General features: G+C 71.8%; 22 protein-coding genes. 3 read left to right on the top strand and 19 right to left on the bottom strand.

All coding sequences use genetic code 11. The annotated features are described in order from the left end of the window. Nucleotides 1–36 precede the first annotated feature (36 nt). The 3 genes from BLW85_RS03395 to asnB all read right to left on the bottom strand — a co-directional run bounded on the left by BLW85_RS03395 (nucleotide 37) and on the right by asnB (nucleotide 3,655). Nucleotides 37–774: an SDR family oxidoreductase gene (locus BLW85_RS03395; protein ID WP_070025057.1), complete on the bottom strand. Its 738-nt coding sequence runs from the start codon at nucleotides 772–774 to the stop codon at nucleotides 37–39. Between the two features lie 128 nt (nucleotides 775–902). Beyond that, the gene (locus BLW85_RS03390; RefSeq protein WP_074990537.1) at nucleotides 903–1,868 is read right to left on the bottom strand and encodes a PrpF domain-containing protein; all 966 of its coding nucleotides are present in this window, start codon (nucleotides 1,866–1,868) and stop codon (nucleotides 903–905) included. Beyond that, nucleotides 1,865–3,655, bottom strand: a complete 1,791-nt coding sequence (gene asnB / locus BLW85_RS03385; protein WP_074990535.1) for an asparagine synthase (glutamine-hydrolyzing) — start codon at nucleotides 3,653–3,655, stop codon at nucleotides 1,865–1,867. The genes BLW85_RS03390 and asnB overlap by 4 nt, the downstream gene beginning before the upstream one ends. 191 nt (nucleotides 3,656–3,846) lie before the next feature. On the opposite strand from asnB, the gene BLW85_RS03380 reads away from it, so the two are divergent. Next, entirely contained in the window at nucleotides 3,847–4,587 is a 741-nt protein-coding gene (locus BLW85_RS03380) for a PIG-L deacetylase family protein (RefSeq protein ID WP_070025060.1), read from the top strand. Between the two features lie 10 nt (nucleotides 4,588–4,597). Here the strand turns inward: BLW85_RS03380 and BLW85_RS03375 are convergent, their stop codons facing one another. The 16 genes from BLW85_RS03375 to BLW85_RS03300 all read right to left on the bottom strand — a co-directional run bounded on the left by BLW85_RS03375 (nucleotide 4,598) and on the right by BLW85_RS03300 (nucleotide 21,630). Next, on the bottom strand, nucleotides 4,598–5,278 hold the full coding sequence (locus BLW85_RS03375; protein ID WP_074990532.1) for a maleylpyruvate isomerase family mycothiol-dependent enzyme: 681 nt from the start codon (nucleotides 5,276–5,278) through the stop codon (nucleotides 4,598–4,600). Nucleotides 5,279–5,297: 19 nt separating this feature from the next. Next, the gene (gene ahcY, locus BLW85_RS03370) at nucleotides 5,298–6,701 is read right to left on the bottom strand and encodes an adenosylhomocysteinase (RefSeq protein WP_074990530.1); all 1,404 of its coding nucleotides are present in this window, start codon (nucleotides 6,699–6,701) and stop codon (nucleotides 5,298–5,300) included. After that, nucleotides 6,691–7,548 (bottom strand): methylenetetrahydrofolate reductase [NAD(P)H], encoded by an 858-nt coding sequence (gene metF, locus BLW85_RS03365; protein ID WP_070028979.1) that lies wholly within the window; start codon nucleotides 7,546–7,548, stop codon nucleotides 6,691–6,693. The genes ahcY and metF overlap by 11 nt, the downstream gene beginning before the upstream one ends. Continuing rightward, complete coding sequence (gene metH / locus BLW85_RS03360; protein WP_074990528.1) at nucleotides 7,545–11,000, bottom strand: methionine synthase; 3,456 nt, start codon at nucleotides 10,998–11,000, stop codon at nucleotides 7,545–7,547. Before metH ends, metF begins: the two co-directional genes overlap by 4 nt. Continuing rightward, complete coding sequence (locus tag BLW85_RS03355; RefSeq protein WP_074990526.1) at nucleotides 10,997–11,992, bottom strand: carbohydrate kinase family protein; 996 nt, start codon at nucleotides 11,990–11,992, stop codon at nucleotides 10,997–10,999. The genes metH and BLW85_RS03355 overlap by 4 nt, the downstream gene beginning before the upstream one ends. Nucleotide 11,993: 1 nt before the next feature. Continuing rightward, nucleotides 11,994–13,202 carry a methionine adenosyltransferase gene (gene metK / locus BLW85_RS03350; protein WP_070021860.1) on the bottom strand — a complete coding sequence of 403 codons (1,209 nt, stop codon included), beginning with the start codon at nucleotides 13,200–13,202 and terminating at the stop codon, nucleotides 11,994–11,996. Nucleotide 13,203: 1 nt separating this feature from the next. Next, nucleotides 13,204–13,446: an acyl carrier protein gene (locus BLW85_RS03345; protein ID WP_070021861.1), complete on the bottom strand. Its 243-nt coding sequence runs from the start codon at nucleotides 13,444–13,446 to the stop codon at nucleotides 13,204–13,206. Between the two features lie 51 nt (nucleotides 13,447–13,497). Further along, nucleotides 13,498–13,932 (bottom strand): holo-ACP synthase, encoded by a 435-nt coding sequence (gene acpS / locus BLW85_RS03340; protein ID WP_143060407.1) that lies wholly within the window; start codon nucleotides 13,930–13,932, stop codon nucleotides 13,498–13,500. Nucleotide 13,933: 1 nt separating this feature from the next. Then, nucleotides 13,934–14,812, bottom strand: a complete 879-nt coding sequence (locus BLW85_RS03335) for a class-II aminoacyl-tRNA synthetase family protein (RefSeq protein ID WP_244174798.1) — start codon at nucleotides 14,810–14,812, stop codon at nucleotides 13,934–13,936. Nucleotides 14,813–14,893: 81 nt separating this feature from the next. Beyond that, complete coding sequence (locus tag BLW85_RS03330) at nucleotides 14,894–15,784, bottom strand: diiron oxygenase (protein ID WP_074990522.1); 891 nt, start codon at nucleotides 15,782–15,784, stop codon at nucleotides 14,894–14,896. 30 nt (nucleotides 15,785–15,814) lie between these two features. Continuing rightward, the gene (locus BLW85_RS03325) at nucleotides 15,815–16,888 is read right to left on the bottom strand and encodes a methyltransferase (RefSeq protein WP_070021864.1); all 1,074 of its coding nucleotides are present in this window, start codon (nucleotides 16,886–16,888) and stop codon (nucleotides 15,815–15,817) included. Then, a complete protein-coding gene (locus BLW85_RS03320; RefSeq protein ID WP_070021865.1) occupies nucleotides 16,885–17,715 on the bottom strand; it encodes a class I SAM-dependent methyltransferase in 831 nt (276 codons plus the stop codon). Before BLW85_RS03320 ends, BLW85_RS03325 begins: the two co-directional genes overlap by 4 nt. Nucleotides 17,716–17,778: 63 nt before the next feature. Further along, a complete protein-coding gene (locus BLW85_RS03315) occupies nucleotides 17,779–18,294 on the bottom strand; it encodes a MaoC family dehydratase (RefSeq protein WP_070021866.1) in 516 nt (171 codons plus the stop codon). Nucleotides 18,295–18,376: 82 nt separating this feature from the next. Beyond that, nucleotides 18,377–19,549: a trans-sulfuration enzyme family protein gene (locus BLW85_RS03310; RefSeq protein WP_074990519.1), complete on the bottom strand. Its 1,173-nt coding sequence runs from the start codon at nucleotides 19,547–19,549 to the stop codon at nucleotides 18,377–18,379. 154 nt (nucleotides 19,550–19,703) lie between these two features. After that, a complete protein-coding gene (locus BLW85_RS03305; RefSeq protein WP_070021868.1) occupies nucleotides 19,704–21,143 on the bottom strand; it encodes an MFS transporter in 1,440 nt (479 codons plus the stop codon). 196 nt (nucleotides 21,144–21,339) lie between these two features. Then, on the bottom strand, nucleotides 21,340–21,630 hold the full coding sequence (locus tag BLW85_RS03300) for a heavy-metal-associated domain-containing protein (RefSeq protein ID WP_107409060.1): 291 nt from the start codon (nucleotides 21,628–21,630) through the stop codon (nucleotides 21,340–21,342). Nucleotides 21,631–21,829: 199 nt separating this feature from the next. Here BLW85_RS03300 and BLW85_RS03295 point away from each other — a divergent pair, with 199 nt between their 5' ends. Further along, nucleotides 21,830–22,348, top strand: a complete 519-nt coding sequence (locus BLW85_RS03295; RefSeq protein WP_079172245.1) for a hypothetical protein — start codon at nucleotides 21,830–21,832, stop codon at nucleotides 22,346–22,348. Nucleotides 22,349–22,429: 81 nt separating this feature from the next. After that, nucleotides 22,430–24,052 carry a multicopper oxidase family protein gene (locus tag BLW85_RS03290; RefSeq protein WP_074990517.1) on the top strand — a complete coding sequence of 541 codons (1,623 nt, stop codon included), beginning with the start codon at nucleotides 22,430–22,432 and terminating at the stop codon, nucleotides 24,050–24,052. The last annotated feature ends 42 nt before the right edge of the window (nucleotides 24,053–24,094 follow it).

Genomic DNA, 24,094 nt, shown 5'->3' with positions numbered 1-24,094 from the left:
CCTTGGCGGTGGGGGAGCACTGCTGAGCCGCGAGCGTCAGCGGGGCTCGAAGTGGAACGAACGGATGAAGCAGTCGCGAGGCTGCTCGACCGCGTAGACGATGCATTCGAACAGGGCCTGGGTGGTGAGCTTTTCGTCGGCGTAGCGGGGGTCCAGGCCGGCCCCCTGCCACTCCGTGGACCGCGGGTCGGCGGTGGAGAAGTCCGGGGGATAGAGCGAGAACACCCGGACCCCGGACGGGCGCAGCCGGCGGGCGAGGATGTCGGCGAAGCCGGCCTGTGCGCCCTTGGCGGCGTAGAACGCCTCGTGTGCGGGGGAGTCGGCCGCCTCGCCGGGTGCGCAGACGGCGACCATGTTCACGATGTCGGGCCGCTGGGAGAGCCGCAGCAGCGGCAGGAAGTGCTTGACCATGAGCACGGTCCCCGCGGCCGTGGACTCGATGGTCTCCACGATCGACTCGTCGGAGGCGCCCTCCAGGTCGAACCCGTCGAGCCAGCGGGCGCCGTTGTTGACGAGCAGGTCCACCCGGTCGGTGTGCTCGCCGACCTGCCGCGCGAACGCCTGGATCTCGGACGGCTTGCTGAGGTCGCACCCGAAGGCGTGGATGCGCGAGCGGGCCTCGCCCAGCACCTCGGCCCTGGTGCGTTCGGCGGCCTCGACGGTGCGCGCCGAGACGAAGACCTCGGCGCCGAGATGCGCGAACCCGATGGCGATCGCCCGGCCGAAATACCGGGACGCACCGGTCACCACGACGCGCAGGTTCTGGAATTTCATGGCGGAGACACTCCCCGGTTCGAAAAGCGCGACAGGGACTCGTCCCCGTTGCCCTCGGCGGGATTTCTGGGGCTGTCTCCACCCTGACAGAAAGCGGCGTCATCCTTCTGGCCTGGGGCGGTGCGCGTTCACGCCGTGACGTGGATACGCCAGGGCAGCGGCAGGGAGCGTTCCAGGACCCGGGCGCGCTTGCCGTGCACGGCGACGTGCGCGAGGCGTCGCCCGCTTCCGGCGGCCGACACCAGCACCGCGCCGGACGGCGTGTCGAGCCGCAGCGGGCGCACCCGGTCCCCGGCCGTCCACGGCCGCCGGCGCGGGTCCTCGGACAGCAGCCAGGGCACCGTCCCCGGCACCCCGAGGGCCGCCGCGAGGCAGACACCGCCGGTCAGCGCGAGCCCCGGATGCCAGCCCGTCACGGTGGCCGCGCGCACCGAGAGGCGGCCGGGGAGGAAGGCGCCCACCGCGGCGACCTTCGGCAGGGCACCCCCGGTCGACAGCCCGAGCAGCCGGGCCGCCGCCGCCCGTACGCCGAGCAGCCGTCCCAGTACCTCGGCTCCGGCGCCGAACAGCGCCTCGCGCGAGGACAGGCCGAGGTCGCGGGCGGCCACGAACACATAGGGGTTGCCGTAGCGCACCAGCGACACCGGCAGCCCGCACAGCCGCTGGAGCGGCCGCCCGGTGGGCAGCAACCCGTCGAGGGGCACGGCCCGTTCGAGCCGTACCGTGTACGAGCCGTCCGGCCGGGGCAGGCAGAGCACCGGATCGCCGGTGGTCACCGCGCGCACCCGCACCGGCCCCCGCCGTCCGGAGGCGACGACGGCCGCGAGCAGGGAATGACCGCAGCCGGCACGGAAGTCGAAGCCGTCCGGCTCCGGCAGGCACTGCACGAAGCGGTAGTCGACGTCGTACGACGCGACGGGGGAGGGGCCGACGAGCGCGATCTTGCGTACCTGGCCGCGGCCGGTCGCCTCCAACCAGCGGCGCAGCGCGCTGAGTTCGCCGCGCAGGGCCAGCGCGCCCCGGGGCAGGCGGCCCTGGTCGAGGACGAGCGTCGGGCCGGGCGCGCCCTCGGCCCGGACGACGTCCGCGATCACGCCGCGAGGTCGGCCGAGACCCGCAGCCCCTGGACGACGTCGGTCCACAGCTCGTGGACGGCGAGCGCCCACAGGGTCAGGGCGTCCTGCTGGGAGGGCCGCTCGGCATGCCGGGCGAACAGCGCCTGCACCCGGTCGGCACGCAACTGCCCGCCCCGCCGGAGCCGTGCGGGCGCGAGCAGTTCCCGCACGGACCACAGCAGCGGCCCGTCCGCGGCGAGCATCGCCGACAGCGGCAGGGTGAAGGGCTGTTTGGGCCGGCGGAGCACGGGGGCCGGCAGCAGGCCCCGCCCGGCCTCGTACAGCGCCCTCTTGCCGGTGCGCGGTCCGGTGGGCAGCCGGCGGGCGAGGTCCACCACGCCCGGCTGGCAGAACGGCATCCGGGCCTCGACCGCCCACGCCATGCTCAGGTGGTCCACGCGCCGCAGGTGGTACGCCGGCAGCCGCCGGCGCGTCTCGAACGTCTGCAAGGTCCCGGCCCGGTCGGTGCCACGGGCGCGCAGCTCGGCCGCGATCCGGTCGGCCGCGGAGCCGCGCTCGGCGATGAACGCCCGGTACTCGGGGGTGTACAGCCACTCCCGTACCAGCCGGGGGGCCGCTGCCAGCGCGTCCACGTAGGCCGCCGTCCAGTCGGTCCCCGCGGGTGCGGCCAGCGCCGTGCGCACCCGGTCGTAGCCGCCGAAGAGCTCGTCGGCGCCGTCCCCGGTGAGCGCGGCGGTGAACCCGGCCTCGCGGACGGCCCGGAAGAGCGCGTAGGTGCTGACGGCGATGGGGTCGGCGTTGGGCTGGCCCAGGTGGCGCACCGTGCGGGTCAGCAGCGAGGGGAGTTCGGCGGGGTCGACGCAGACCTCGTGGTGGCGGGTGCGGACGCGCCGGGCGACGGCCCTGGCGTAGGTGTGCTCGGCCTCCGGCCAGCGCCCCCGGTACCCGAGGTGGAAGGTGTGCAGCGGCCGCACGTGCTCCGCGGCGAGCGCGGTCACCAGCCCGGAGTCCAGGCCGCCGCTGGTCAGGGCGCACAGCGGCACGTCGACCTCGGCCAGCCGGTGCACCTCGCCGCGCAGGGCCTCCAGCACGTCCGCGGCCGACGGGGCGGGTCCGGCGTCCGGCGCCGCGGCGCGGGGACCGCAGCGGAGCATGCGCAGCCCCTCGGCGCCGCGGGCCACCGCGACGCTCCCGGGAGGCAGGACGCGGATGCCCGCGAGGGCGGTCTCCGTGCCGAACGGCGTCTTGGTGGACAGCACGGTGTCGAGGGCCTCCTCGCGCGGTTCGGCGGGCACCCCGTCGAACGCGAGCAGCGCGGGGATCTCGGAGGCGAACCGCACGGCGCCGCGTTCGCCCTGGTGGTAGTGGAGGGGCTTCATGCCCATGCCGTCGACCGCGAGGACCAGTTGGGGCAGCGGGCCGCGCAGATCGAGGACGGCGACCGCGAACATGCCGTCCAGCTCGTCGGCGAAGGCCGTCCCGAACTCGGTGTACAGGGCGGGCAGCAGGCTGCCGTCGCAGCGGTCCGGGAAGCGGTGACCGCGCGCCTCCAGGCGGCGGCGCAGCTTCCGGTGGTTGTAGATCTCGCCGTTGAGCACGGCCACGACGCCCGGCGCGGTCGGCAGGGTGAAGGGCTGGGTGCCGCCCGCCGGGTCGGTCACGGCGAGCCGGTCGCAGCCGAGCGACCAGCCGCGGCCGGTCATGACACCGCGCTCGTCCGGCCCCCCGTGCCGTTGCCGGGCCGACACCGTGGCGAGTTCGGCGCCGGTGGCCGCGACCGCGAAGGAGCCGAAGATCCTGCACATGCTGGTGGCCTCCGAGACTGTGGATCCGAGACGTGGACTTCGGGACACGGGTGTGCGACAGGCACCGACGAAACTTGGTCCCGACAATGTTTTGAAGCTACCAATTTTTTGTCTGGCGCGTAAGTGTCATGGCGTCGACGCGCCACCGGCACCGCCTTGTCCGGCCACCGCCCGGCCAACAGGGTTGTGGCATGGAAGAGTTCAAGGCCGATCCCCCCGACCGCGGCGCGCCGGAGAGTCTTCTCGTCGTGGCCGCGCACCCGGACGACATCGAATTCTGCGTCAGCGGCACGGTGATGCGCTGGATCGCCGACGGCACCCGCGTGACCTACTGCATCGTCACCGACGGCGACGCCGGCGGCTACGACGAACGGCTGCCCCGCCAGGCGATGGCCGATCTGCGCCGAGCCGAACAGGTCCACTCGGCCAAGCTCAGCGGCGTGCACGACGTGCGCTTCCTCGGCTACCCGGACAGCTTCGTGGAGCCGACCGCCGAGCTGCGCCGCGACCTGTGCCGGGTCATCCGCCAGGTCCGGCCGCGCCGCGCGATCATCCCGAGCCCCGAGATCAACTGGAAGCGCGTCGCGGACCTGCACCCGGACCACCGGGCGGTCGGCGACGCGGCCCTGCGGGCGATCTACCCGGAGGCGCGCAACCCCTTCGCGCACCCGGAACTCCTCAAGAGCGAGGGGCTCGAACCCTGGATCGTCCCCGAGCTGTGGCTGATGACCGGGCCGACGCCCAACCAGTACGTCGACGTCACCACCGTCTTCGCCCGCAAGGTGGAGGCGCTGCGCATCCACACCTCGCAGACGGCCCACTTCGAGGACCTCGCCGGGCTGCTGCGCGACTGGCTCGCCGAGCACGCCCGGGCGGGCGGACTGCCCCCGGGCCGGCTCGCCGAGGCGTTCCAGATCGTCAGCACCGAGTGAGCCGCCCCGCTCACCGGTAGATGCACAGCTCCTTCTCCGTGGCGCCCGACAGGTGGTAGCGGGTGCCGACGAGCGGACGGCCGGTGTAGATCCGGATCAGCGTCGGCAGGTCCCCGCGGAACTGCGCGAGGGGACGCTCCGCGCAGGGGTTCCCCAGCGGCAACGGCGCGTCGGCGCCGGGGAGATGGGCGTGCAGGCCGGGGGTGCCGCGCTGCCGGCTGGTCGCCGTCAGCAGGGGGAGGGCGTGCTCCGCGCTCTCCCCGGCGTACGCCCCCCGCTCGCCGAACGCCTCGCGCACGTCACCGGCGTGCACCCACTCGCCCAGCGCCACCGCGTCCAGCCGGTCGTCGCAGCGCCGGGCGATGACCTCACCGGCCTCCGTGAGCCCCTGCTCCAGCTCGTCCAGCACGCGCTCCAGCGGCCAGTCCGCGCGCTCCGCCACATCCGCGGCGTTCGCCTCCGGCAGGAACGCGCCCTCCTCCAGCCGGCCCTCGACGATGCGGATCAGCGCCGCCCCACAGTGGGCGAGGACCTGGCGCACCGTCCATCCGGGACAGGCGGTGCGCAGTTCGAACAGCTCCCGGGGAGCGGCACGCAGCAACGGCATCAGCGCGTCTCGCTCGGTGCGGAGCAGGCGGCCGGGAAGGCCGGGGTCCCGGCCCGCCGCCGCGTACGGGTTGTGCTCGGACATCTCTGTCTGCTCCGCGCTCTCAGTAGCGGTAGTGGTCCGGCTTGTACGGGCCGTCGACCTCGACGCCGATGTACGCGGCCTGCTCCGGGCGCAGCCTGGTCAGCTTGACGCCGAGCGCGTCCAGGTGGAGCCGGGCGACCTTCTCGTCCAGGTGCTTGGGCAGCACGTACACACCGGTCGGGTACGCGTCCGGCTTGGTGAACAGCTCGATCTGCGCCAGCGTCTGGTCCGCGAACGAGTTCGACATCACGAACGACGGGTGACCGGTGGCGTTGCCCAGGTTCAGCAGCCGCCCCTCGGACAGCACGATGATCACCTTGCCGTCCGGGAAGGTCCACGTGTGGACCTGCGGCTTCACCTCGTCCTTGACGATGCCCGGGATCTTCGCCAGACCGGCCATGTCGATCTCGTTGTCGAAGTGACCGATGTTCCCGACGATCGCCTGGTGCTTCATCCGGGCCATGTCCGAGGCCATGATGATGTCCTTGTTGCCCGTCGTCGTCACGAAGATGTCGGCCTTGTCCACGACCTCGTCCAGCGTCGTGACCTGGTACCCGTCCATCGCCGCCTGCAGCGCGCAGATCGGGTCGATCTCCGTCACGATCACCCGCGCACCCTGACCGCGCAGCGACTCCGCACAGCCCTTGCCGACATCGCCGTAACCGCACACCACCGCGGTCTTCCCGCCGATCAGCACATCGGTGGCCCGGTTGATACCGTCCACCAGCGAGTGCCGGCAACCGTACTTGTTGTCGAACTTCGACTTCGTGACCGCGTCGTTCACATTGATCGCCGGGAACAGCAGCACACCGTCCCGCTGCATCTCGTACAACCGGTGCACACCCGTCGTGGTCTCCTCCGTCACACCACGGATGCCGGCGGCGACGGCCGTCCAGTCGAGGTCGCTGCGTTCCAAAAGCGCCCTGAGCACGGCGAGTTCCTCGTTGTCGGCGGGCGGGAGGTCGCCGGTCTTCTGGAAGGCCACGCCCTGGTGGACGAGGAGGGTGGCGTCACCGCCGTCGTCCAGGATCATGTTCGGGCCGCCGGTGGGGCTGTCCGGCCAGGTCAGCGCCCGCTCGGTACACCACCAGTACTCCTCCAGGGTCTCACCCTTCCAGGCGAACACCGGTATCCCGGCCGCGGCGACGGCGGCGGCCGCGTGGTCCTGGGTGGAGAAGATGTTGCAGGACGCCCAGCGGACCTCGGCGCCGAGGGCGACCAGGGTCTCGATCAGCACGGCGGTCTGCACGGTCATGTGCAGCGAGCCGGTGATGCGGGCGCCGGCCAGCGGCCGGGCCTCGGCGTACTCCTTGCGGATCGCCATCAGGCCGGGCATCTCGTGCTCGGCGAGGGTGATCTCCTTGCGGCCGAACTCGGCCAGCGAGAGGTCGGCGACCTTGAAGTCGGGGGTGTCAGCGGACACTGAGGCTCCTCGATGCTTGGATGGTGCGATGGATGTCCAGGGCCGCCGTCGAGCGGTTCAGGGTGATGTAGTGCAGACCGGGCGCCCCCTCGGCGAGGAGCCGGTCGGCCATGGCGACGGCGTGGTCGACGCCGATGCGGTGCGCGACGGCGGGATCGTGCCGGGCCGCCTCCAGCCGGTGCGCCAGGTCCTTCGGGAAGGTCGCCGCGCTGAGCTCGGCGAACCGGCGGATCTGGCGGACGTCGGTGGCGGGCATGATCTCCGGGATGATCGGGGTCTCGCAGCCGGCCGCGGCGACCCGGTCCCGCAGCCGCAGATAGTCCTCCGCGCGGAAGAACATCTGCGTGATGGCGTAGTCCGCGCCGGCCTTGCACTTGGCCACGAAGTGGCGCAGATCGGACCGGGCGTCGGGCGAGCGCGGATGCCCCTCCGGGAAGGCCGCCACGCCGATGGTGAAGTCGCCCAGCGAGCGCAGCAGTTCGACCAGCTGGTAGGCGTGCGTGAACCCGTCGGGATGCGGGACCCACGGGCCCCGCGGGTCGCCGGGCGGGTCGCCGCGCAGCGCGAGGACGTCGCGGATGCCCGCGTCCGCGTAGCTGCCGATGATGCGGCGCAGCTCGGCCACCGAGTGCCCGACGGCGGTCAGATGGGCGGCCGGACGCAGGGTCGTCTCGGCGGCGATGCGCCGGGTGAGCGCCACCGTACGGTCGCGGGAGGAACCCCCCGCCCCATAGGTGACCGACACGAAGTCGGGCCGCAGCGCCTCCACTTTGCGCACCGCGCTCCACAGGGCGCGCTCGCCCGCGGCGGTGGCGGGTGGGAAGAACTCGAACGAGAAGGTGGTCATGAGCGCCGCCCGGCGTTGAAGTATCCCGCCTCGGGGTGGTGGACGACGATCGCGTCCGTGGACTGCTCGGGGTGGAGCTGGAACTCCTCGGACAGCCGGACCCCGATCCGCTCGGGTTCCAGCAGGGTGGCGATCTTGGCGCGGTCCGCCAGATCGGGGCACGCCGGGTAGCCGAGGGAGTAGCGGCACCCCTGGTAGTCGGTGCGGAACATGCCGGCCAGCGAGTCCGGATCGGCGCCGGCGATACCGAGTTCGGCGCGGACGCGGGCGTGCCAGTACTCGGCGAGGGCTTCGGCCAACTGGACGGACAGGCCGTGCAGTTCGAGGTAGTCGCGGTAGGCGTTGGCCGCGAAGAGCCGCGCGGTCTCCTCGCCGATGCGGGAGCCGACGGTGACGACCTGGAAGCCGACGACGTCCCTCTCGCCGGACTCCTCCGGGCGGAAGAAGTCGGCCAGGCACAGCCGCCGGCCGCGGTCCTGCCGGGGGAAGGTGAACCGGGTGAGTTCCGTGCCGTGCTCGTCGAGGACGATCAGGTCGTCGTCCTTGGACACACAGGGGAAGTAGCCGTGGACGACGGACGCTTCCAGCAGGTTGCGGGTGCGCAGCAGATCGAGCCAGCCGCGCAGCCTGGGCCTTCCCTCGGTCTCGAACAGGTCCTTGGTCAGGCCCCATTGGCCCTTGAAGAGGGCGTCTTCGTCGAGCCAGGAGGCGTATTCCTTGAGCTGGATGCCCTTGCTGACGCGGGTGCCCCAGAACGGCGGGGTGGGCACGGGGTTGTCGGTGGCGACGTCGGAACGGCCTGCCTCCGCGGGCTCCTCCGGGACCGCCTTCCGCGCGGGTACCCGGCGTTGCTTCAGTTCGGGGAGTTTCGCGCCGGGCACGCCGCGTTTGACGCCGATGAGGGCGTCCATCAGGCGCAGGCCCTCGAAGGCGTCGCGGGCGTAGCGGACCTCGCCCTGGTAGATCTCGTGGAGGTCCTGTTCGACGTAGGCGCGGGTGAGAGCGGCGCCGCCGAGGATGACCGGGTATTTCGACGCCAGGGCGCGCTGGTTGAGCTCCTCCAGGTTCTCCTTCATGATCACGGTGGACTTCACCAGCAGCCCGGACATGCCGATCACGTCCGCGCGGTGCTCCTCGGCGGCCTCCAGGATCGCGGAGACGGGCTGCTTGATCCCCAGGTTGACCACGTTGTAGCCGTTGTTGGACAGGATGATGTCGACGAGGTTCTTGCCGATGTCGTGCACGTCACCGCGGACCGTGGCCAGCACGATGGTGCCCTTGCCCTCGGCGTCCGACTTCTCCATGTGCGGTTCGAGATAGGCGACCGCGGCCTTCATCACCTCGGCGGACTGCAGCACGAACGGCAGCTGCATCTGCCCCGAGCCGAACAGCTCACCGACGACCTTCATGCCGTCCAGCAGCGTCTCGTTGACGATGTCCAGCGCCGGCCGCTCGGCCAGCGCCGCATCCAGATCCGCTTCCAGACCGTTGCGTTCCCCGTCGATGATCCGCCGCTTGAGCCGCTCCTCCAGCGGCAGCGCGGCCAGCTCCTCGGCCTTGCCCGCCTTCAGCGACTTCGCCGTCGCCCCCTCGAACAGCCGCATCAGCTTCTGCAACGGGTCGTAGCCCGGCGCACGCCGGTCGTAGATCAGGTCCAGCGCCGTGGTGACCTCCTCCTCGCTGAACCGGGCGATCGGCAGGATCTTCGAGGCGTGCACGATCGCCGAGTCCAGCCCCGCCTTCACACACTCGTCCAGGAAGACGCTGTTGAGCAGGATCCGGGCGGCCGGGTTCAGCCCGAAGGAGATGTTCGACAGCCCCAGCGTGGTCTGCACCGCGGGATGACGCCGCTTCAGCTCCCGGATCGCCTCGATCGTCGCCACACCGTCCTTGCGGGACTCCTCCTGACCCGTGCAGATCGTGAACGTGAGGGTGTCGATGAGGACGTCCTCCTCACGGATCCCCCAGTTCCCCGTCAGATCCGCGATCAGCCGCTCGGCGATCTCCACCTTCTTCTGCGGCGTGCGGGCCTGGCCCTCCTCGTCGATCGTCAGCGCGATCAGCGCCGCACCGTGCTCACGCGCCAGCGCCGTCACCCGGGCGAACCGCGACTCGGGACCGTCCCCGTCCTCGTAGTTCACCGAGTTGATCACCGCACGCCCGCCCAGCTTCTCCAGACCGGCCCGGATCACCTCCACCTCGGTGGAGTCCAGCACGATCGGCAGCGTCGACGCCGTCGCCAGCCTGCCGGCCAGCTCCTCCATGTCCGCGACACCGTCCCGGCCGACATAGTCCACACACAGATCGAGCATGTGCGCGCCCTCGCGGATCTGCTCCCGGGCGATCTCCACACAGTCGTCCCAGCGGCCCTCCAGCATCGCCTCACGGAACTTCTTCGACCCGTTCGCGTTCGTCCGCTCACCGATCGCCAGATACGACGTGTCCTGCCGGAACGGCACCGACTGGTACAGCGACGCCGCACCCGGCTCCGGCCGCGGGTCACGCCCGGGCGGGGTCAGACCCCGCACCCGCTCCACCACCTGCCGCAGATGCTCCGGCGTCGTACCACAGCACCCGCCCACCAGCGACAGACCGTACTCACGCACGAACGTCTCCTGCGCGTCCGCCAGTTGATCCGGACCGAGCGGGAAGTACGCGCCGTCGTTGGTCAGCACCGGCAGGCCGGCGTTCGGCATGCACAGCAGGGGGATGCGGGCGTTGCGGGCGAGATGGCGCAGGTGTTCGCCCATCTCGGCCGGTCCGGTCGAGCAGTTGAGTCCGATGAGATCGATGCCCAGCGGCTCCAGGGCGGTGAGGGCAGCGCCGATCTCGGAGCCCAGCAGCATGGTGCCCGTGGTCTCGAAGGCCATCGACACCAGCAACGGCACGTCCAGGCCGAGGGCGTCCAGGGCGCGCCGGGCGCCGAGCACGGCGGCCTTCGTCTGGAGCAGGTCCTGGGTGGTCTCCACGAGCAGCGCGTCCGCGCCGCCCGCCAGCAGGCCCTCCGCGTTCGCCTGGAAGCCGTCGCGGATCGTGCCGTAGCCGATGTGCCCGAGGGTGGGCAGCTTGGTGCCGGGGCCCATGGAGCCCAGCACCCAGCGCTGCCGGCCCTCCCGGGCGGTGAACTCGTCCGCCACCTCGCGGGCGATCCGGGCGCCCGCCTCGGACAGCTCGTACACCCGGCCGGCGATGTCGTACTCCGCCATCGCCGCGTGGTTGGCCCCGAAGGTGTTGGTCTCCACGCAGTCCACGCCCACCGCGAAGTACGCCTCGTGGACCGAGCGGACGATGTCCGGGCGGGTCAGGTTGAGGATCTCGTTGCAGCCTTCGAGCTGCTGGAAGTCGTCCAGGGTGGGTTCCTGGGCCTGGAGCATGGTGCCCATCGCCCCGTCGGCCACCACCACCCGGGTGGCGAGCGCCGTCCGCAGGGCGCCGATCCGGGCGGCCGTCATGTCAGCCCCCTCAGGTTCGCCGCGAGATGCGTGGCCAGCTGGGCCGCGCAGCCCACGCCGTAGGTCGTGCGCAGCCGCCCGAGCACGATGTCCCGGTACAGCCGGTACTCCTGGGTGCCCACGTAGTCCAGCGCGGTGGCGGCCACGACACAGCCGAGCTGCGCCGCGCAGCGCTCCGGGACACCCCACGCCGTGCCGGCGAGGAAGCCCGCGCGGAACGCGTCGCCGACACCGGTCGGGTCCACCACACCGGAGACCTCGACCGCGGGCACGGCGAGGTCCGGCCGGCCGTCGCGGCGGATGCGGACGCCCGCGGCGCCCTCCGTGGTGACCCAGCGGCCGACGCGGCGCAGCACGTCCGGCACACCGAGCCCGGTACGCTCCTGGAGCAGCGCGGTCTCGTACTCGTTGGTGAACAACCAGCGTGACCCGTCGATGAGTTCGAGCACCTCCTTGCCGCTGAGCCGCGCCAGCTGCTGGGACGGATCGGCGGCGAACGGGATGCCGAGGTCCCGGCAGGCCCGGGTGTGCCGCAGCATGGCCTCCGGGTCGTCCGGCGAGATCATCACCAGCCCGAGCCGGCCCGTGCGCTCGGCGATCGCCCGCAGGTCGATCCGGCGGGCCTCCGTCATCGCGCCGGCGTAGAAGGTGGCGATCTGGTTCTGCGCGCGGTCCGTCGTACAGACGAAACGGGCGGTGTGGTGCTCCTCGCTGACCAGCACGGAGTCGGTGTCGACCCCGTGCTGCTTCAGCCAGACGCGGTAGGGCTCGAAATCGTCGCCGACCGCCCCGACCAGCACCGGCCGCAGGCCGAGCAGCCCGAGGCCGAACGAGATGTTCGCTGCCACGCCGCCACGGCGGATCTCCAGCCGGTCGGCGAGGAAGGACAGGGAGACGCGGTCCAGTCGGTCGGCCAGGAGCTGGTCGGTGAAGCTCCCCGGGAAGGACATCAGATGGTCGGTGGCGATGGAACCCGTGACAGCGATACGCATCTCAGCCCTCCACGTGGGCGCGCAGCGCGCCGGCCCGGTCGGTCGACTCCCAGGTGAACTCCGGCAGTTCGCGGCCGAAGTGGCCGTACGCGGAGGTCCGCGCGTAGACGGGCCGCAGCAGGTCCAGGTCGCGCACGATCGCCGCCGGACGCAGGTCGAAGACCTCCGTGATCGCGGCCTGGATGCGGTCCACCGGGACGGACTCGGTGCCGAACGTCTCCACGAACAGGCCGACCGGGTCCGCCTTGCCGATGGCGTAGGCGACCTGTACCTCGCAGCGGCGGGCGAGACCCGCGGCGACCACGTTCTTCGCGACCCAGCGCATCGCGTACGCCGCGCTGCGGTCCACCTTGGAGGGGTCCTTGCCGGAGAAGGCGCCGCCGCCGTGCCGGGCCATCCCGCCGTAGGTGTCGATGATGATCTTGCGGCCGGTCAGGCCCGCGTCGCCCATCGGGCCGCCGATCTCGAAGCGGCCCGTGGGGTTCACCAGCAGCCGGTAGCCGTCGCTCTCCAGGCTCACCCCCTGCTCGGCGAGCGCCTTGAGCGTCGGCTCCACCACCGACTCCCGGATGTCCGGGGCGAGCAGGCCCTCCAGGCTGATGTCCCCGGCGTGCTGGGAGGAGACGACGACGGTGTCCAGGCGCGCCGGGCGGTCGCCGTCGTACTCGATGGTGACCTGCGTCTTGCCGTCCGGCCGCAGATAGGGACAGCCGCCGTTCTTGCGGACCTCGGTCAGCCGCTCGGCCAGCCGGTGCGCGAGATGGATCGGCAGCGGCATCAGCTCGGGGGTGTCGTCGCAGGCGTAGCCGAACATCAGGCCCTGGTCGCCGGCGCCCTGCCGGGACAGCTCGTCGCTGTTGCCCTCGGCGCGCGCCTCCCAGGCGGCGTCCACGCCCTGCGCGATGTCCGGCGACTGGGCGCCGATCGACACGGAGACCCCGCAGGAGGCGCCGTCGAAGCCCTTGGCGGAGGAGTCGTAGCCGATGTCGAGGATCGTGTCGCGCACCAGCTGGGCGATGGGCGCGTACGCGTGGGTGGTGACCTCACCGGCGATGTGCACCTGACCGGTGGTGATCAGGGTCTCCACCGCCACCCGGGCGGCCGGGTCCTGGCCGAGCAGCGCGTCCAGGACGGTGTCGCTGATCCGGTCGGCGATCTTGTCGGGATGGCCTTCGGTGACGGACTCGGAGGTGAAGAGCCGCCGGCTCATCTCACTTCACCTCCGCGAGGAAGAAGGCGGCCTCGATGGCGTCGAGGGTGCGCAGGGAGTCGACCTCCAGGGTCTCCATCTCGATGGCGCGGCCGCTGTGCTGCTCCAGGAGGAAGACGAACTCCACGAAGGACAGCGAGTCGATGAGCCGGTTCTCGATCAGGTCGAGGTCGTTCGGGATGTCCTCGCGCTCCGGGTGGCGCTTGAGGATCCAGTCCTTCACCTGCTGCAGGCCGTCGGTCATGGCGGTACTCCTAACGGTGATCGAGGAAGAGTTGTGGGCGGAGCGGGCGTCTCACGGCCGGTGCCGGGGATCGCCGAGGACGGGAGCGGCCACGGCCACCGCGTAGTCCACGTCGTGGCTGATGCTCACCGTGATGTCCTGGATGCCGGACTCGGCCGCCATCTCGGCGGCGGTGCGGCGCAGTTCGACCAGTGGCCAGCCGCCGTCGGAGCGGCGCACCACGATGTCGCGCCAGGGCAGGAACCGGCCCCGGACCCGCAGGGTCTTGAACGCCGCTTCCTTGGCCGCGATCCGTCCGCACAGGCTGAGCAGATCGAGGCCGCTGGACGTACGGCAGTCGTCGAGTTCGCCGGGGTTCAGCATCCGCTGGAAGAAATCCTCGCCGTGGTCGTCGAGGAGCCGGCGGACGCGCTTGACGGACACGATGTCCATGCCGAGGTTCGCCCAGCCCGGGCCGCCGCCATGGGCGGTGGGGTGGGCAGGCACCTCACACCCCCGGGCCGACCGGCTGGAGTCGGTCGCCTGCCGCGAGCACGGCGTCGGTGGCGGCGGCCCAGGTGCCGTACCGCCGGGTGAGGGCCGACAGCCAGCGTTCGAGCCCGAAGGCGACACAGCTGGTGGAGGCCGGCTCGCCGGTGCCGGCGAGGGTGATGGAGCAGCGGTCGCCGAAGAAGTTGCGGTGGGTGTTGACGGAGGCGATCGCGAGGTCCTCGAAGAGGAACTCGTGCTTGACCGGGGACAGCCGCTGCAACAGCGCCTTGGAACCGCCCTTGTCGTAGAAGGGGTCGGTGGCGGCCTCCCTGCGCAACGGCAGGTCGAGCGCCCGGGCGAAGGCGGTGATGCGGTCGGTGAAGTCCAGCAGGTGGGCGTCCGCGTGTTCGCGGCTGCCGAGGGCGACGATCTCCCGCATGTGGAAACCGAGTTGGCGGCGCAGCCCCTCGTAGCGCTCCTCCTTGCGGAAGCACCAGCCGACCACGGTCACCAGGGTGTCCGCCTCGACCTCGCGGCCCTCGTGGTCGAGGTAGACGGCGTAACAGGAGGCGGAGGGCAGGCCGAGTTCGGCGGGCTGGAGCGAGCTGCACGGGAAGCAGCCCGTCTCGGAACAGTACTCGCCGCGGCGGTCGACGTCGATCGCGGTGGCGACGACGGCCTGGTGGGGGAAGTTCTCGTAGTAGTCCAGCCGCTTGAGGTCGGCGGCGGGCAGCAGCGGGGGCATGGTCATCGGACGGGCCCCGGCGCTCACGCCCCACTTCTCGAAGGTGTCGTCGAGGAGCCGGAGCAGCGCCGTCTCCTCCGCTCCGAGGGAGGGCAGGCCGCGGCTCACGGCCGGTGAGCGCGGGGGCGCGGTGGATATGGTGTCGGGCACGGTGGTGGACCACCTCTCGGTTCGCTGGACGGGCCGTCCCGCTCCTCGGCGGGCATGGCCGGAAGGACCGGCCGGTCCGGGTCAGAGGACCGGCAGAGTGTCGTCGGAGAAGATCCCGGTCTTGAGGAAGAAGGCGAGCGGCTTGCGGATGGCCTTGCGCTCGTGGGCGCGCCTGCGCTCGTCGGCGAGGAGGGCGTTGCGCAGCCCCAGCGGGTCGGCGATGCCGGCGTCGCGGTAGACGTGCGGGTTGTAGAGGGAGTTGACGCTGAAGACGACGTAGCGCTTCAGGTAGCTCTCCACCTCGCGCAGCCGTTCGGCGCTCACCGCCTCGCGCATGCGGGTGAAGAGCAGCGAGACCAGCTCCCGGCCGAAGGCGATGTGCCGGGACTCGTCCTGGTGGTGCAGGCGGTTGACCTGGCGGATGGTCTCGCACAGCGAATCGTCCTGCGCCATCCGGGTGTTGTAGTGGTCGACCAGCTCCTCGAAGAACAGGATGCGGGCGAAGACGAGGAAGTTCTCGACCTCGCTCTCCCAGGCGGAGTCGGCGCTCATGGTCATCGACGAGTAGATCTTGCCGCCGTAGCGCCGGCAGAACTCGGAGAAGAACCACATGTGTTCGTTCTCCTCGCCGATGAAGTGGTGGAAGAAGTCGGAGGGCACCTCGAAGCCCGGCGTGTGGATGCGTCCCACGACCTCGATGAGCAGTTCGCGGATGCCGTGCACGTTCAGGCTGTAGAAGTTGACGGACTCCCACTTGGACAGCCGCCTGAGGGTGTCCTCGTCCAGCCGGTCGTAGTGCTCGGTGCCGTAGACGGTGAGCAGGTCGGGGCTCGTCCACATGCGGTTCTCGTCCAGCGTCTGCGGCCAGGCGAACCGCTGGTACGGGTTGTAGTAGTCCTCGATGGACTTCTCACTGAGCCGTTCGAGGATCTCCAGGAAGCGGTCGTTGACGGGAAGGGCCGTGGCGGCCATGGTTTCTCCTGTCCGAGTGCGGGAGCCGGGTCAGGGACGGACCTCGTAGACGGCGTTCACCGGGGTCTGGGTCGCCCGCCGCCAGCGGGTGAAGCCCGCCTGCTCGGCGATGGCGCGGAACGCCTTCTCGCCGGAGTGGTTGCCGAGCGCGTGCGGGCCGCGCTGGGCGAGGGCGACCGGCAGGCACATCACGGCGGACAGCGCCATGAACATGCGCGCCGGCGGAGTGCGGGTGTCGATGTCGGAGGGGGAGACGTTGGACTCGACCAGCATCCATGTGCCGTCCGCGTCCAGCGACTTGTGGACGTGCTGGGCCGCGGCCACCGGGTCGCCCATGTCGTGCAGGCAGTTGAAGAAGGTGACCAGGTCGTAGCCGCCGCCGGGGTAGTCGTCGGCGGACGCGGTCTCGAAGACGACACGGTCGCTCAGGCCCTCGTCCTCGGCGAGCTGCCGGGCGATGGCGATCGCCTCCTCCGAGTAGTCGAAGCCGTACACCCGGGCCTCGGGGAAGGCACGGGCGATCAGCCGGGTGGTGTGGCCCACGCCGCAGCCGACGTCCGCCGCCGTGCCGCCGGCCGCCAGCTTGTCGCTCACCTCGTGCAGCGCCGGGATCCAGTCGGTCAGCAGCCGGTGCTGGTAGGTGGGCTGGAAGAAGCTGCCCATGCCGGTGTCGAGCGCCGGGTCGTGCTCGGCCCAGCCGACGCCCTCGCCGCTGCGGTAGGCGTCGAGGAGCAGGTCCTCGGTGGCGTACAGCGCCTTGAGCGCGGTGAAGAAGCCCGCCGCGTAGGTGGGCGACGCGGGCTGCGCGAGGACGGCGGCGTGCTCCGCGGGCAGGGTGTACTTGTCGGAGGACGGGTGGCGCTCCACATAGCCGGCGCTGAGCTGCGCGTGCAGCCACTCCTCGGCGTAGCGCGGGGCGATGCCGGCGCGCTCGGCCAGTTCGGCGGGGGTGAGCGGGCCCTGTTCGGCGAGCACGCGGTACAGACCGAGCCGCTGGCCGAGGGAGACGGTCAGACCGCGTACGGCGGCCGCCGCGTCGTCGATGACGCGCTGGTGGAAGGCGGCCGCGGGCTCGGTGGCCCCGGGGCCGGTCGGCTGGGTCATGACGTGATCTCGTCTCGGGTCGCCGTGAACAGGAAGGAACGGGGCACGCGGGGGGTCTCGCGGGGCGGCACCGGGTACGGCCAGCGGCCGAAGTCGGCGCCCTCTTCGCCCGGTTGGCGCACCTCCTGGACGGTCCAGCCGCAGGAGACGAGCAGTTGCTCCGGCTCCTCGGTGCCGAACAGCCAGGGGTTGCCGTCCTCTTCGAGGGCCTTCATGAAGGGCCGGGACAGCGGATTGCGCAGGGCGGCCTCGCTGATGACGTCGCCGAGCAGCACGGAGGACGGCGCGCTGTGCTGCCACAGGGTGGCGAGCAGGGTGCGTACGGCGGTCTCCGGCAGGAAGAACAGCAGTCCCTCGACCACCCACAGCGTGGGCCGCTCCGCCTGCCAGCCCGCCTCCTTGAGGGCGCCGGTCCAGTCCTCGCGCAGATCGACGGCGACGGTACGGCGCTCGCGGCCGGCCGGTTCGGGCTCGTCGGCGAGCAGCGCGGCCTTGGCCTCCAGCAGCGCGGGCCGGTCGAGTTCGTACAGGGTGATGCCGTCGGGCCAGTCGAGGCGGTAGTAGCGGGTGTCCATGCCGGCCGCGAGGAACACGACCTGGCGCAGCCCGCGTTCGCGCACCGCGCGCTCGATGGCGCGGTCCAGGTAGGTGGTGCGGATGGCGAGGAACGGTACGGTGCCCGCGCCCGCGTAGCGTTCCAGCAGCTCGAAGCCGGTGGTGCCGGCGACGGTTCGGGCGTGGGGATCGGCGAACAGCCGGTCCTCGCGGTCGGTCTCCAGGGCCCGCGCGGCGGCGGTCCACTGGGCGGTGCGGGATACGGCCTCCACGGGAGGTCTCCCTTCGGGGCGGCGCTTCGTCGGTTGAAGCGGTGGGTGTGCGGACGGCCGTGCTCAGCGCTGTCGGGCACAGCAGGCGACCGGGTCCTGCGCCGCGGACATCGACGACGGGGTCGCGGCGCGGGAGTCGGCGGGACGCCGCCGGAAGATGCTGTGCAGGATCATGCTGAACACGACCGTCCCGTCGGCGGCCACCAGCTCGCAGCGGGGCTGGACGATGCCGGTGGCGGGGTTGCCCAGCGAGGGGCGCGATCCGAGGATCTCGATCCGTGCGGTGAGGACGTCGCCCGGCCGGACCGGCCGGTGGTAGCGGACCTCGTCGATGCCGGGGGAGCCGGCGCAGGCGCTGTAGGCGAGCAGGCCGTCGACGTAGCGCCGCATGAAGAGCGCCGAGGTGTGGAATCCGCTGGCGATCAGCCCCCCGAACGGCGACTGCTTCGCCCGCTCGGGATCGATGTGGAAGGGCTGCGGGTCGTACCGCCGGGCGAACTCGAGCACCTCCTCCTCGGTGACGGTGACCGTACCGAGCTCGTGGATGTCACCGGTGCGGAAGTCCTCGAAGTAGCGCATGAAGCCCCCCTCTGGGCCGAAGAGCCGGTTCTCTGGGCTTCACTCAATCTACGAATCGGCCGTTTATTTTGTCAACCAAAATCTACGACTCGATCAAGGCGTTGGCGATGTCCGCCCACAGGTCCTCCGGGTGCTCGATGCCGACCGACATCCGCACGGTGCCCGCGCCGATGCCGGCGGCCGCCAGCGCCGCGTCGTCCAGCTCCCGGTGCGAGGTGGACGCCGGGTGCGTGACCAGCGTCTCCACGCCGCCCAGCGACAGCGCCAGCCGGGCGATCCGCACCCGTTCGATGAACGCCTGCCCCGCCTCCCGCCCGCCGGTGAGCTCGAACGAGACCATGCCGCCGCCCCCGTCCAGGAGCGCCCGCGCGCGGTCGTGGGAGGGGTGGTCCGGCAGGAACGGCCAGTGCACGGCGGCGACTCGGTCGTGCCCGGCGAGGCGGTGGGCCAGCAGCTCCGCGCCGGCGCAGTGCTGGCGCATGCGCAACGGCAGCGTCGGCAGGCCGCGCAGGGTCAGCCAGGCCGCGAACGGGTCGGCGCACGCGCCCAGTTCCACGGTCCTGGGCCACACCCGGTCCCGCAGCGCCTCGTCGGCGAAGACGGCCACCCCGCCCAGCACGTCGGAGTGCCCGGCCAGGTACTTGGTCGTGGAGTGCACCACCACGTCGGCGCCGTGCTCGATCGGGCGGCACAGCACCGGCGAGGCCAGCGAGTTGTCCACCATGCTGGGCACCCCGTGCCGCCGCGCCTCGGCGAGCAGACCTCCGAGGTCGGGCACCCGGCCCGTGGGGTTGGCGATGGTCTCCAGGTGCAGCAGCCGGGTGGTGGGGCGGACCAGGCCGGCGAAGTCGGCCGGGTCGTCGCCGCTGATGTGGTCCACCTCGACGCCGAAGCGCCGGGCGAGATCCGTGAGCACGGAGTAGGTGCCGCCGTACAGGCACTGCCCGGCGATCACATGGTCACCGGGTCGCAGCAGCGCCAGCAGGACGCCGCTGATCGCGCCCATCCCGGAGGCGAACGCGATCGCGGCGGCCCCGCCCTCCAGTGCGGCGAGCGTCCGCTCCAGGGCCCGCACGGTGGGGTTGCCCCGCCGGGAGTAGACGTACGCCCCGTCCGGCCCGCCCATGGCCTGCGCCAGCTCGGCGGCGGACTCGAAGGCGAAGGCCGAGGACTGCACGATCGGCACGCTGAGCGGCCGGCCGCCGGTCGCCGGGGAATCCTGGTGCACCTGTACGGCGCGGGTCTGTATGTCCATCGCGGTGCTCCTCCGTACACGGGACAGGGCCGTCCGTTCCGGTTGCCCGAAACCGAACGGCCCGTCGAGGGGTTCGTTGTCCAGATGGCTCGTCGTCCAGGTGGACGGCGGTGCCGGCGGCCTGTGCCGTGCCGGTTCGCCGGGTGAATGCCCGTCAGACACCGGCCCGTTCGCCGGTCGCCTCCTGTGCGGCGCCGGCCTGTGCCGCGGCCGCCTTCTCGCTGCGCATGGACAGCAGGGTGATCAGTCCGCCCACGGCGGCGATCGCCGCGGCCCACACGAAGGCCGCGCTGAAACCGTCGGTGAGGGCCGGGAGGTCGCCCAGCTTGCCGGCGCCCGCGGAGGTGGCCACGGCGGTCAGCGCCGCGAGCCCGAGCGCGGAGCCCACCTGGTAGGTGGTGTTGACGATGCCGGAGGCCAGACCCGCCTGCTCCTGCGGAGCCCCGGACATCGCTGCCATCATCGCCGGGATGTAGGCGAGCGACATGCCGAGGGCCGCGACCAGCGACGCGGGCAGGACGTCGACCACGAAGGTGCCCGTCGGCTGGACCTGGGACAGCCACACCAGACCCGCCGCGAGGACCAGCAGACCGCCGCCGATCAACGGCTTGGCCCCGAACTTGGCCATCAGCCGCGCGGTGATGGCTGTCATGAAGATCATCAGCAGCACGGTCATCGGCAGCAGCGCGGCACCGGAGGCGAACGCCCCGTAGCCCAGGACCTGCTGGAGGTACAGGTTGAGGAAGTACCACATCGGGATCCACGCGGCGCCGAGCAGCGCCATCGCCAGGTTCGCCGAACCCAGGCGCGGCACCCGCCAGATGCCGAGCGGCATCAGCGGCTCGTTCACCGTCTTCTGGATCACGAAGAACAGGGCGAGCAGGGCGACGGCGCCGACCAGCTCCAGCACCGTGCCGGTCGAGGACCAGCCGACCTCCGGGGCGCGGACGACGGCGAACACGGCGAGCGCCAGACCGGCCGTGACGGACACGGCGCCGAGCACGTCCACCCCGCCGCGCCGGCCGCCGACGGCGGGCAGCAGCTTGGCGGCCGCGAGCGTGGCCAGGCCGATCGGGATGTAGATGATGAACACCCACGGCCAGCTCAGCCACTGGGTGAACACACCGCCCATGAAGACGCCGGCGGTGCCGCCCGCGGGGGCCGCGGCGCCGTAGAGCGCCATGGCCTTGCCCAGCTCCTTGGGGTCGTGGGCGAACAGCATCATCAGCAGGGTCATGGCCGAGGGCGCGATCAGCGCGCCGCCCACGCCCTGGACGGCGCGGCCGACGACCTCGACGGACGCGCTCTGCGCGGCGGCGGCCACGATCGAGCCCGCGACCAGCACCGTCCAGCCGGTGACGAACACCTTGCGGGCCCCGAGCAGGTCGGACAGGCGGCCGCCGAGCAGCAGCAGACCGCCGAAGGCGATGACGTAGGCGTTGAAGACCCACTGCAGCTCGCCCTGCGAGAAGCCGAGGTCCTTCTGCATCTCGGGAAGCGCCACCCCGATGATCGACGTGTCCATGATGACCATGAACTGCGCGGCGGCGAGCACGACCAGTGCCCACCAGCGCCTGGGATTGACGGCTGACATGACTCCACCCTTCTTACGTATACCCCTGGGGGGTACCTGTGCGGTGCACCGTAGCATACCCACCGGGGGTATGTAAGGGAGTGAACTCACGGATTCCGAAAGGCGGTTGGAGGGCCCAGGAAAGGCGAAAACCCCTCCGTCCCCGAGGGGGTGGAGGGGTTTTCGCCCGGAGCGCGGCGCCCGGCGCCGCGCGGACTCAGATGGTGCCGACCAGCTCGTAGCCGGCCTCGTCCACGGCGGCGCGGACGGCTTCCTCGTCGAGCGGGGCGGCGGAGGTGACCGTCACCTCGCCCTTGTCGGCGACGGCCGTGACCGCGGTGACGCCGTCCAGAACGGAGATCTCCTTGGAGATGGCGGACTCGCAGTGGCCGCAGGTCATGCCGGAGACCTTGTACACGGTGGTGACGCCGCTGCCGTGGACCTGGACGTCGGTCGCCGTCCCGGTACCGCAGGAGCCGCAGCAGGAGCCGGAGTTCTGTTCGGTCATGGCTACTTCCTCGGGTGAGAGCATGGTTCGGTCCGCGGGAGGGGCGGTGCACCGGCCCTCCCGACACCTGAACGATATACCCCCCAGGGGTACTTAGTCATCTGACCGTCCGCGCCTGGGGGCCGTGTGGGCGCCGTACCCCATGGGGGTATAGTGAGGGCCCTGGCGGACCCAGCGCAGCGGGAAGGAGACGACGGCCGTGACCTGTCGGCGGACCATCACCGGGGGCGGCGTACGGCGCCGTGCCTGGGCCGCCGTGCTGACGCTGCTCGCCGCGCTCGCCGTCCTGGTCCACCACGACATGAGCGGCGCGCCGGCCATGTCCGCCACGGCCGTCATGGGCACGATGCCCGGAATGACCCACACCGCGCCGCACGGCGGCACCGCGGAAGCGGCCGACGGGTCCGGACGCACCGCGACCGGGAAAGCCGCGGCCGGACACACCATGGCCGACCACGCCATGGCCGGGCACGGCGCGACCGCCCAGGCCGTGACCTCCGGTCTGGAGCACGACGCCGACGGTGCCTGTTCCGGCCCCGGAATGCAGCACTGCACCTCCGGCGCCGTCGGCTCGCCGCAGCTGCTCGCGCCCCCGGCCCTCGCGCCCCACGCCGTCCCGGGCGCCCCCGTGCGGGGCGTGCTCGCCGGACTCGGCCTGCCGGGCCATCCGCACCGCGCGCCGCCCGACCTCTCCGTCCTCTCCCGGTTGTTGATCTAGGCCTCTCCGGGCGGCCCGCTCCCGCCCGGGAGCGGATGCCGCACGCGCCAGACCAACGGCAGACCGAGACGAGGCATCCACATGAACAGCATCAACCGTCGCTCCGCCCTGCTGGCCGGGCTCGCCGTCGCGGGAGGCGGCGCGCTCGCCGCGTGCGGCAGCGGCTCCGGCGGCACCCCGGCCCTGGTGAGGCCCGACAGCAAGGTGGTCGCCGCCACCGAACGCGGGCGCAGGGCCAGCGGCACGGTCCGCAACGTCACCCTGACCGCCGCACCGGCCGTGCTCGACCTCGGCGGCAAGGTGACGGCGAAGAGCTGGGCCTACGGCGGCCGCGCCCCCGGCAAGGAGATCCGGCTCACGGCCGGCGACACCCTCGCCGCCGAACTGTCCAACCAGCTGCCGGGCGGCACCACCACCTCCGTCCACTGGCACGGACTCGCCCTGCGCGCCGACATGGACGGCGTGCCCCCGGTCACCCAGTCCGCCGTCCGGGCCGGCCGCAACTTCACCTACCGCTTCGTCGCCGACACCCCCGGCACCTACTTCTTCCACCCGCACGTCGGCGTCCAGCTCGACCGCGGACTGCACGCCCCGCTGATCGTGGAGGACCCGAGGGAACCGCTGTCGTACGACGACGAGTGGGTGGTCGTCCTGGACGACTGGGTCGACGGTGTCACCGGCACGCCCGACGAGGTCCTCGCCGAACTGAGCCGGGGCATGGGCGGCATGGGCGCGGGCTCCTCCGGCCACGGCGGCTCCTCCGGCCACGACATGGGCGACATGGGTGACATGGGCGGGATGGACATGGGCGACATGACCATGATCGGAGGCTCGGACGACGGGGGCGGCTCCGGCGGCATGTCGATGAAGTTCATGCTCATGGGCGCGCGCAGCGATCTGCTCGGCGGCGACGCCGGGGACGTCAAGTACCCGTACCACCTGGTCAACGGCCGGGTGCCGACCGACCCCGACGTCTACACCGGCAAGCCCGGCCAGCGGGTGCGGCTGCGCATCGTCAACGCGGGCGGCGACACGGCGTACCGCGTCGCGCTCGGCGGGCACAAGCTGACCATCACCCACACCGACGGTTACCCGGTCGCCCACCAGCAGGTGGACGCCCTGCTGGTGGGCATGGGGGAGCGCTACGACGTCCTGGTCACGCTCGCCGACGGAGTCTTCCCGCTGGTCGCCCTCGCCGAGGGCAAGAAGGCGAGCGGCATGGCGCTGGTGCGCACCGGTTCCGGGACCGCGCCGAAGCCCGCCGTCCGCCCGGCGGAGCTGACCGGCATGATCATGAACGCCGCCCGGCTGACGGCGGCCGACGAGGTCCGCCTGGACACGAAGAAGACCGACCGCGTCCACCGCGTCGAACTCACCGGCGGCATGGCCGCGTACGACTGGGGCATCAACGGCAGGCGGTACGACATGAAGCACCCGACCGCCCACCCGCTCACGGTCGAGCAGGGCCAGCGGGTCCGGCTGGACTTCGTCAACAAGACGGACATGTGGCACCCGATGCACCTGCACGGCCACACCTACCAGCTCGGCACCGGCGGCCCCCGCAAGGACACCACCATCGTGCTGCCCGGGCGCACGGTGTCGGTGTACTTCGACGCGGACAACCCCGGCCGCTGGATGCTGCACTGCCACAACGCCTACCACGGCGAGGCGGGCATGATGACGCTGCTGGCCTACGAGGCCTGACAGCGCGAAGGGGGGAGCGGGCCGGCCCGCTCCCCCCTTCAC

The organism is Streptomyces misionensis (genome assembly GCF_900104815.1).
GTDB lineage: Bacteria > Actinomycetota > Actinomycetes > Streptomycetales > Streptomycetaceae > Streptomyces > Streptomyces misionensis.
This window is presented reverse-complemented; position numbering and strand designations above follow the sequence as displayed.

Bases quoted from the DNA above. Each gene is read 5' to 3' on its own strand.
- BLW85_RS03395 (WP_070025057.1), bottom strand. From the start codon at position 774: ATGAAATTCCAGAACCTGCGCGTCGTGGTGACCGGTGCGTCCCGGTAT.
- asnB (WP_074990535.1), bottom strand. From the start codon at position 3,655: ATGTGCAGGATCTTCGGCTCCTTCGCGGTCGCGGCCACCGGCGCCGAA.
- BLW85_RS03380 (WP_070025060.1), top strand. From the start codon at position 3,847: ATGGAAGAGTTCAAGGCCGATCCCCCCGACCGCGGCGCGCCGGAGAGT.
- BLW85_RS03375 (WP_074990532.1), bottom strand. From the start codon at position 5,278: ATGTCCGAGCACAACCCGTACGCGGCGGCGGGCCGGGACCCCGGCCTT.
- metF (WP_070028979.1), bottom strand. From the start codon at position 7,548: ATGACCACCTTCTCGTTCGAGTTCTTCCCACCCGCCACCGCCGCGGGC.
- metH (WP_074990528.1), bottom strand. From the start codon at position 11,000: ATGACGGCCGCCCGGATCGGCGCCCTGCGGACGGCGCTCGCCACCCGG.
- BLW85_RS03355 (WP_074990526.1), bottom strand. From the start codon at position 11,992: ATGCGTATCGCTGTCACGGGTTCCATCGCCACCGACCATCTGATGTCC.
- metK (WP_070021860.1), bottom strand. From the start codon at position 13,202: ATGAGCCGGCGGCTCTTCACCTCCGAGTCCGTCACCGAAGGCCATCCC.
- BLW85_RS03345 (WP_070021861.1), bottom strand. From the start codon at position 13,446: ATGACCGACGGCCTGCAGCAGGTGAAGGACTGGATCCTCAAGCGCCAC.
- BLW85_RS03330 (WP_074990522.1), bottom strand. From the start codon at position 15,784: ATGGCCGCCACGGCCCTTCCCGTCAACGACCGCTTCCTGGAGATCCTC.
- BLW85_RS03325 (WP_070021864.1), bottom strand. From the start codon at position 16,888: ATGACCCAGCCGACCGGCCCCGGGGCCACCGAGCCCGCGGCCGCCTTC.
- BLW85_RS03315 (WP_070021866.1), bottom strand. From the start codon at position 18,294: ATGCGCTACTTCGAGGACTTCCGCACCGGTGACATCCACGAGCTCGGT.
- BLW85_RS03310 (WP_074990519.1), bottom strand. From the start codon at position 19,549: ATGGACATACAGACCCGCGCCGTACAGGTGCACCAGGATTCCCCGGCG.
- BLW85_RS03305 (WP_070021868.1), bottom strand. From the start codon at position 21,143: ATGTCAGCCGTCAATCCCAGGCGCTGGTGGGCACTGGTCGTGCTCGCC.
- BLW85_RS03300 (WP_107409060.1), bottom strand. From the start codon at position 21,630: ATGACCGAACAGAACTCCGGCTCCTGCTGCGGCTCCTGCGGTACCGGG.
- BLW85_RS03290 (WP_074990517.1), top strand. From the start codon at position 22,430: ATGAACAGCATCAACCGTCGCTCCGCCCTGCTGGCCGGGCTCGCCGTC.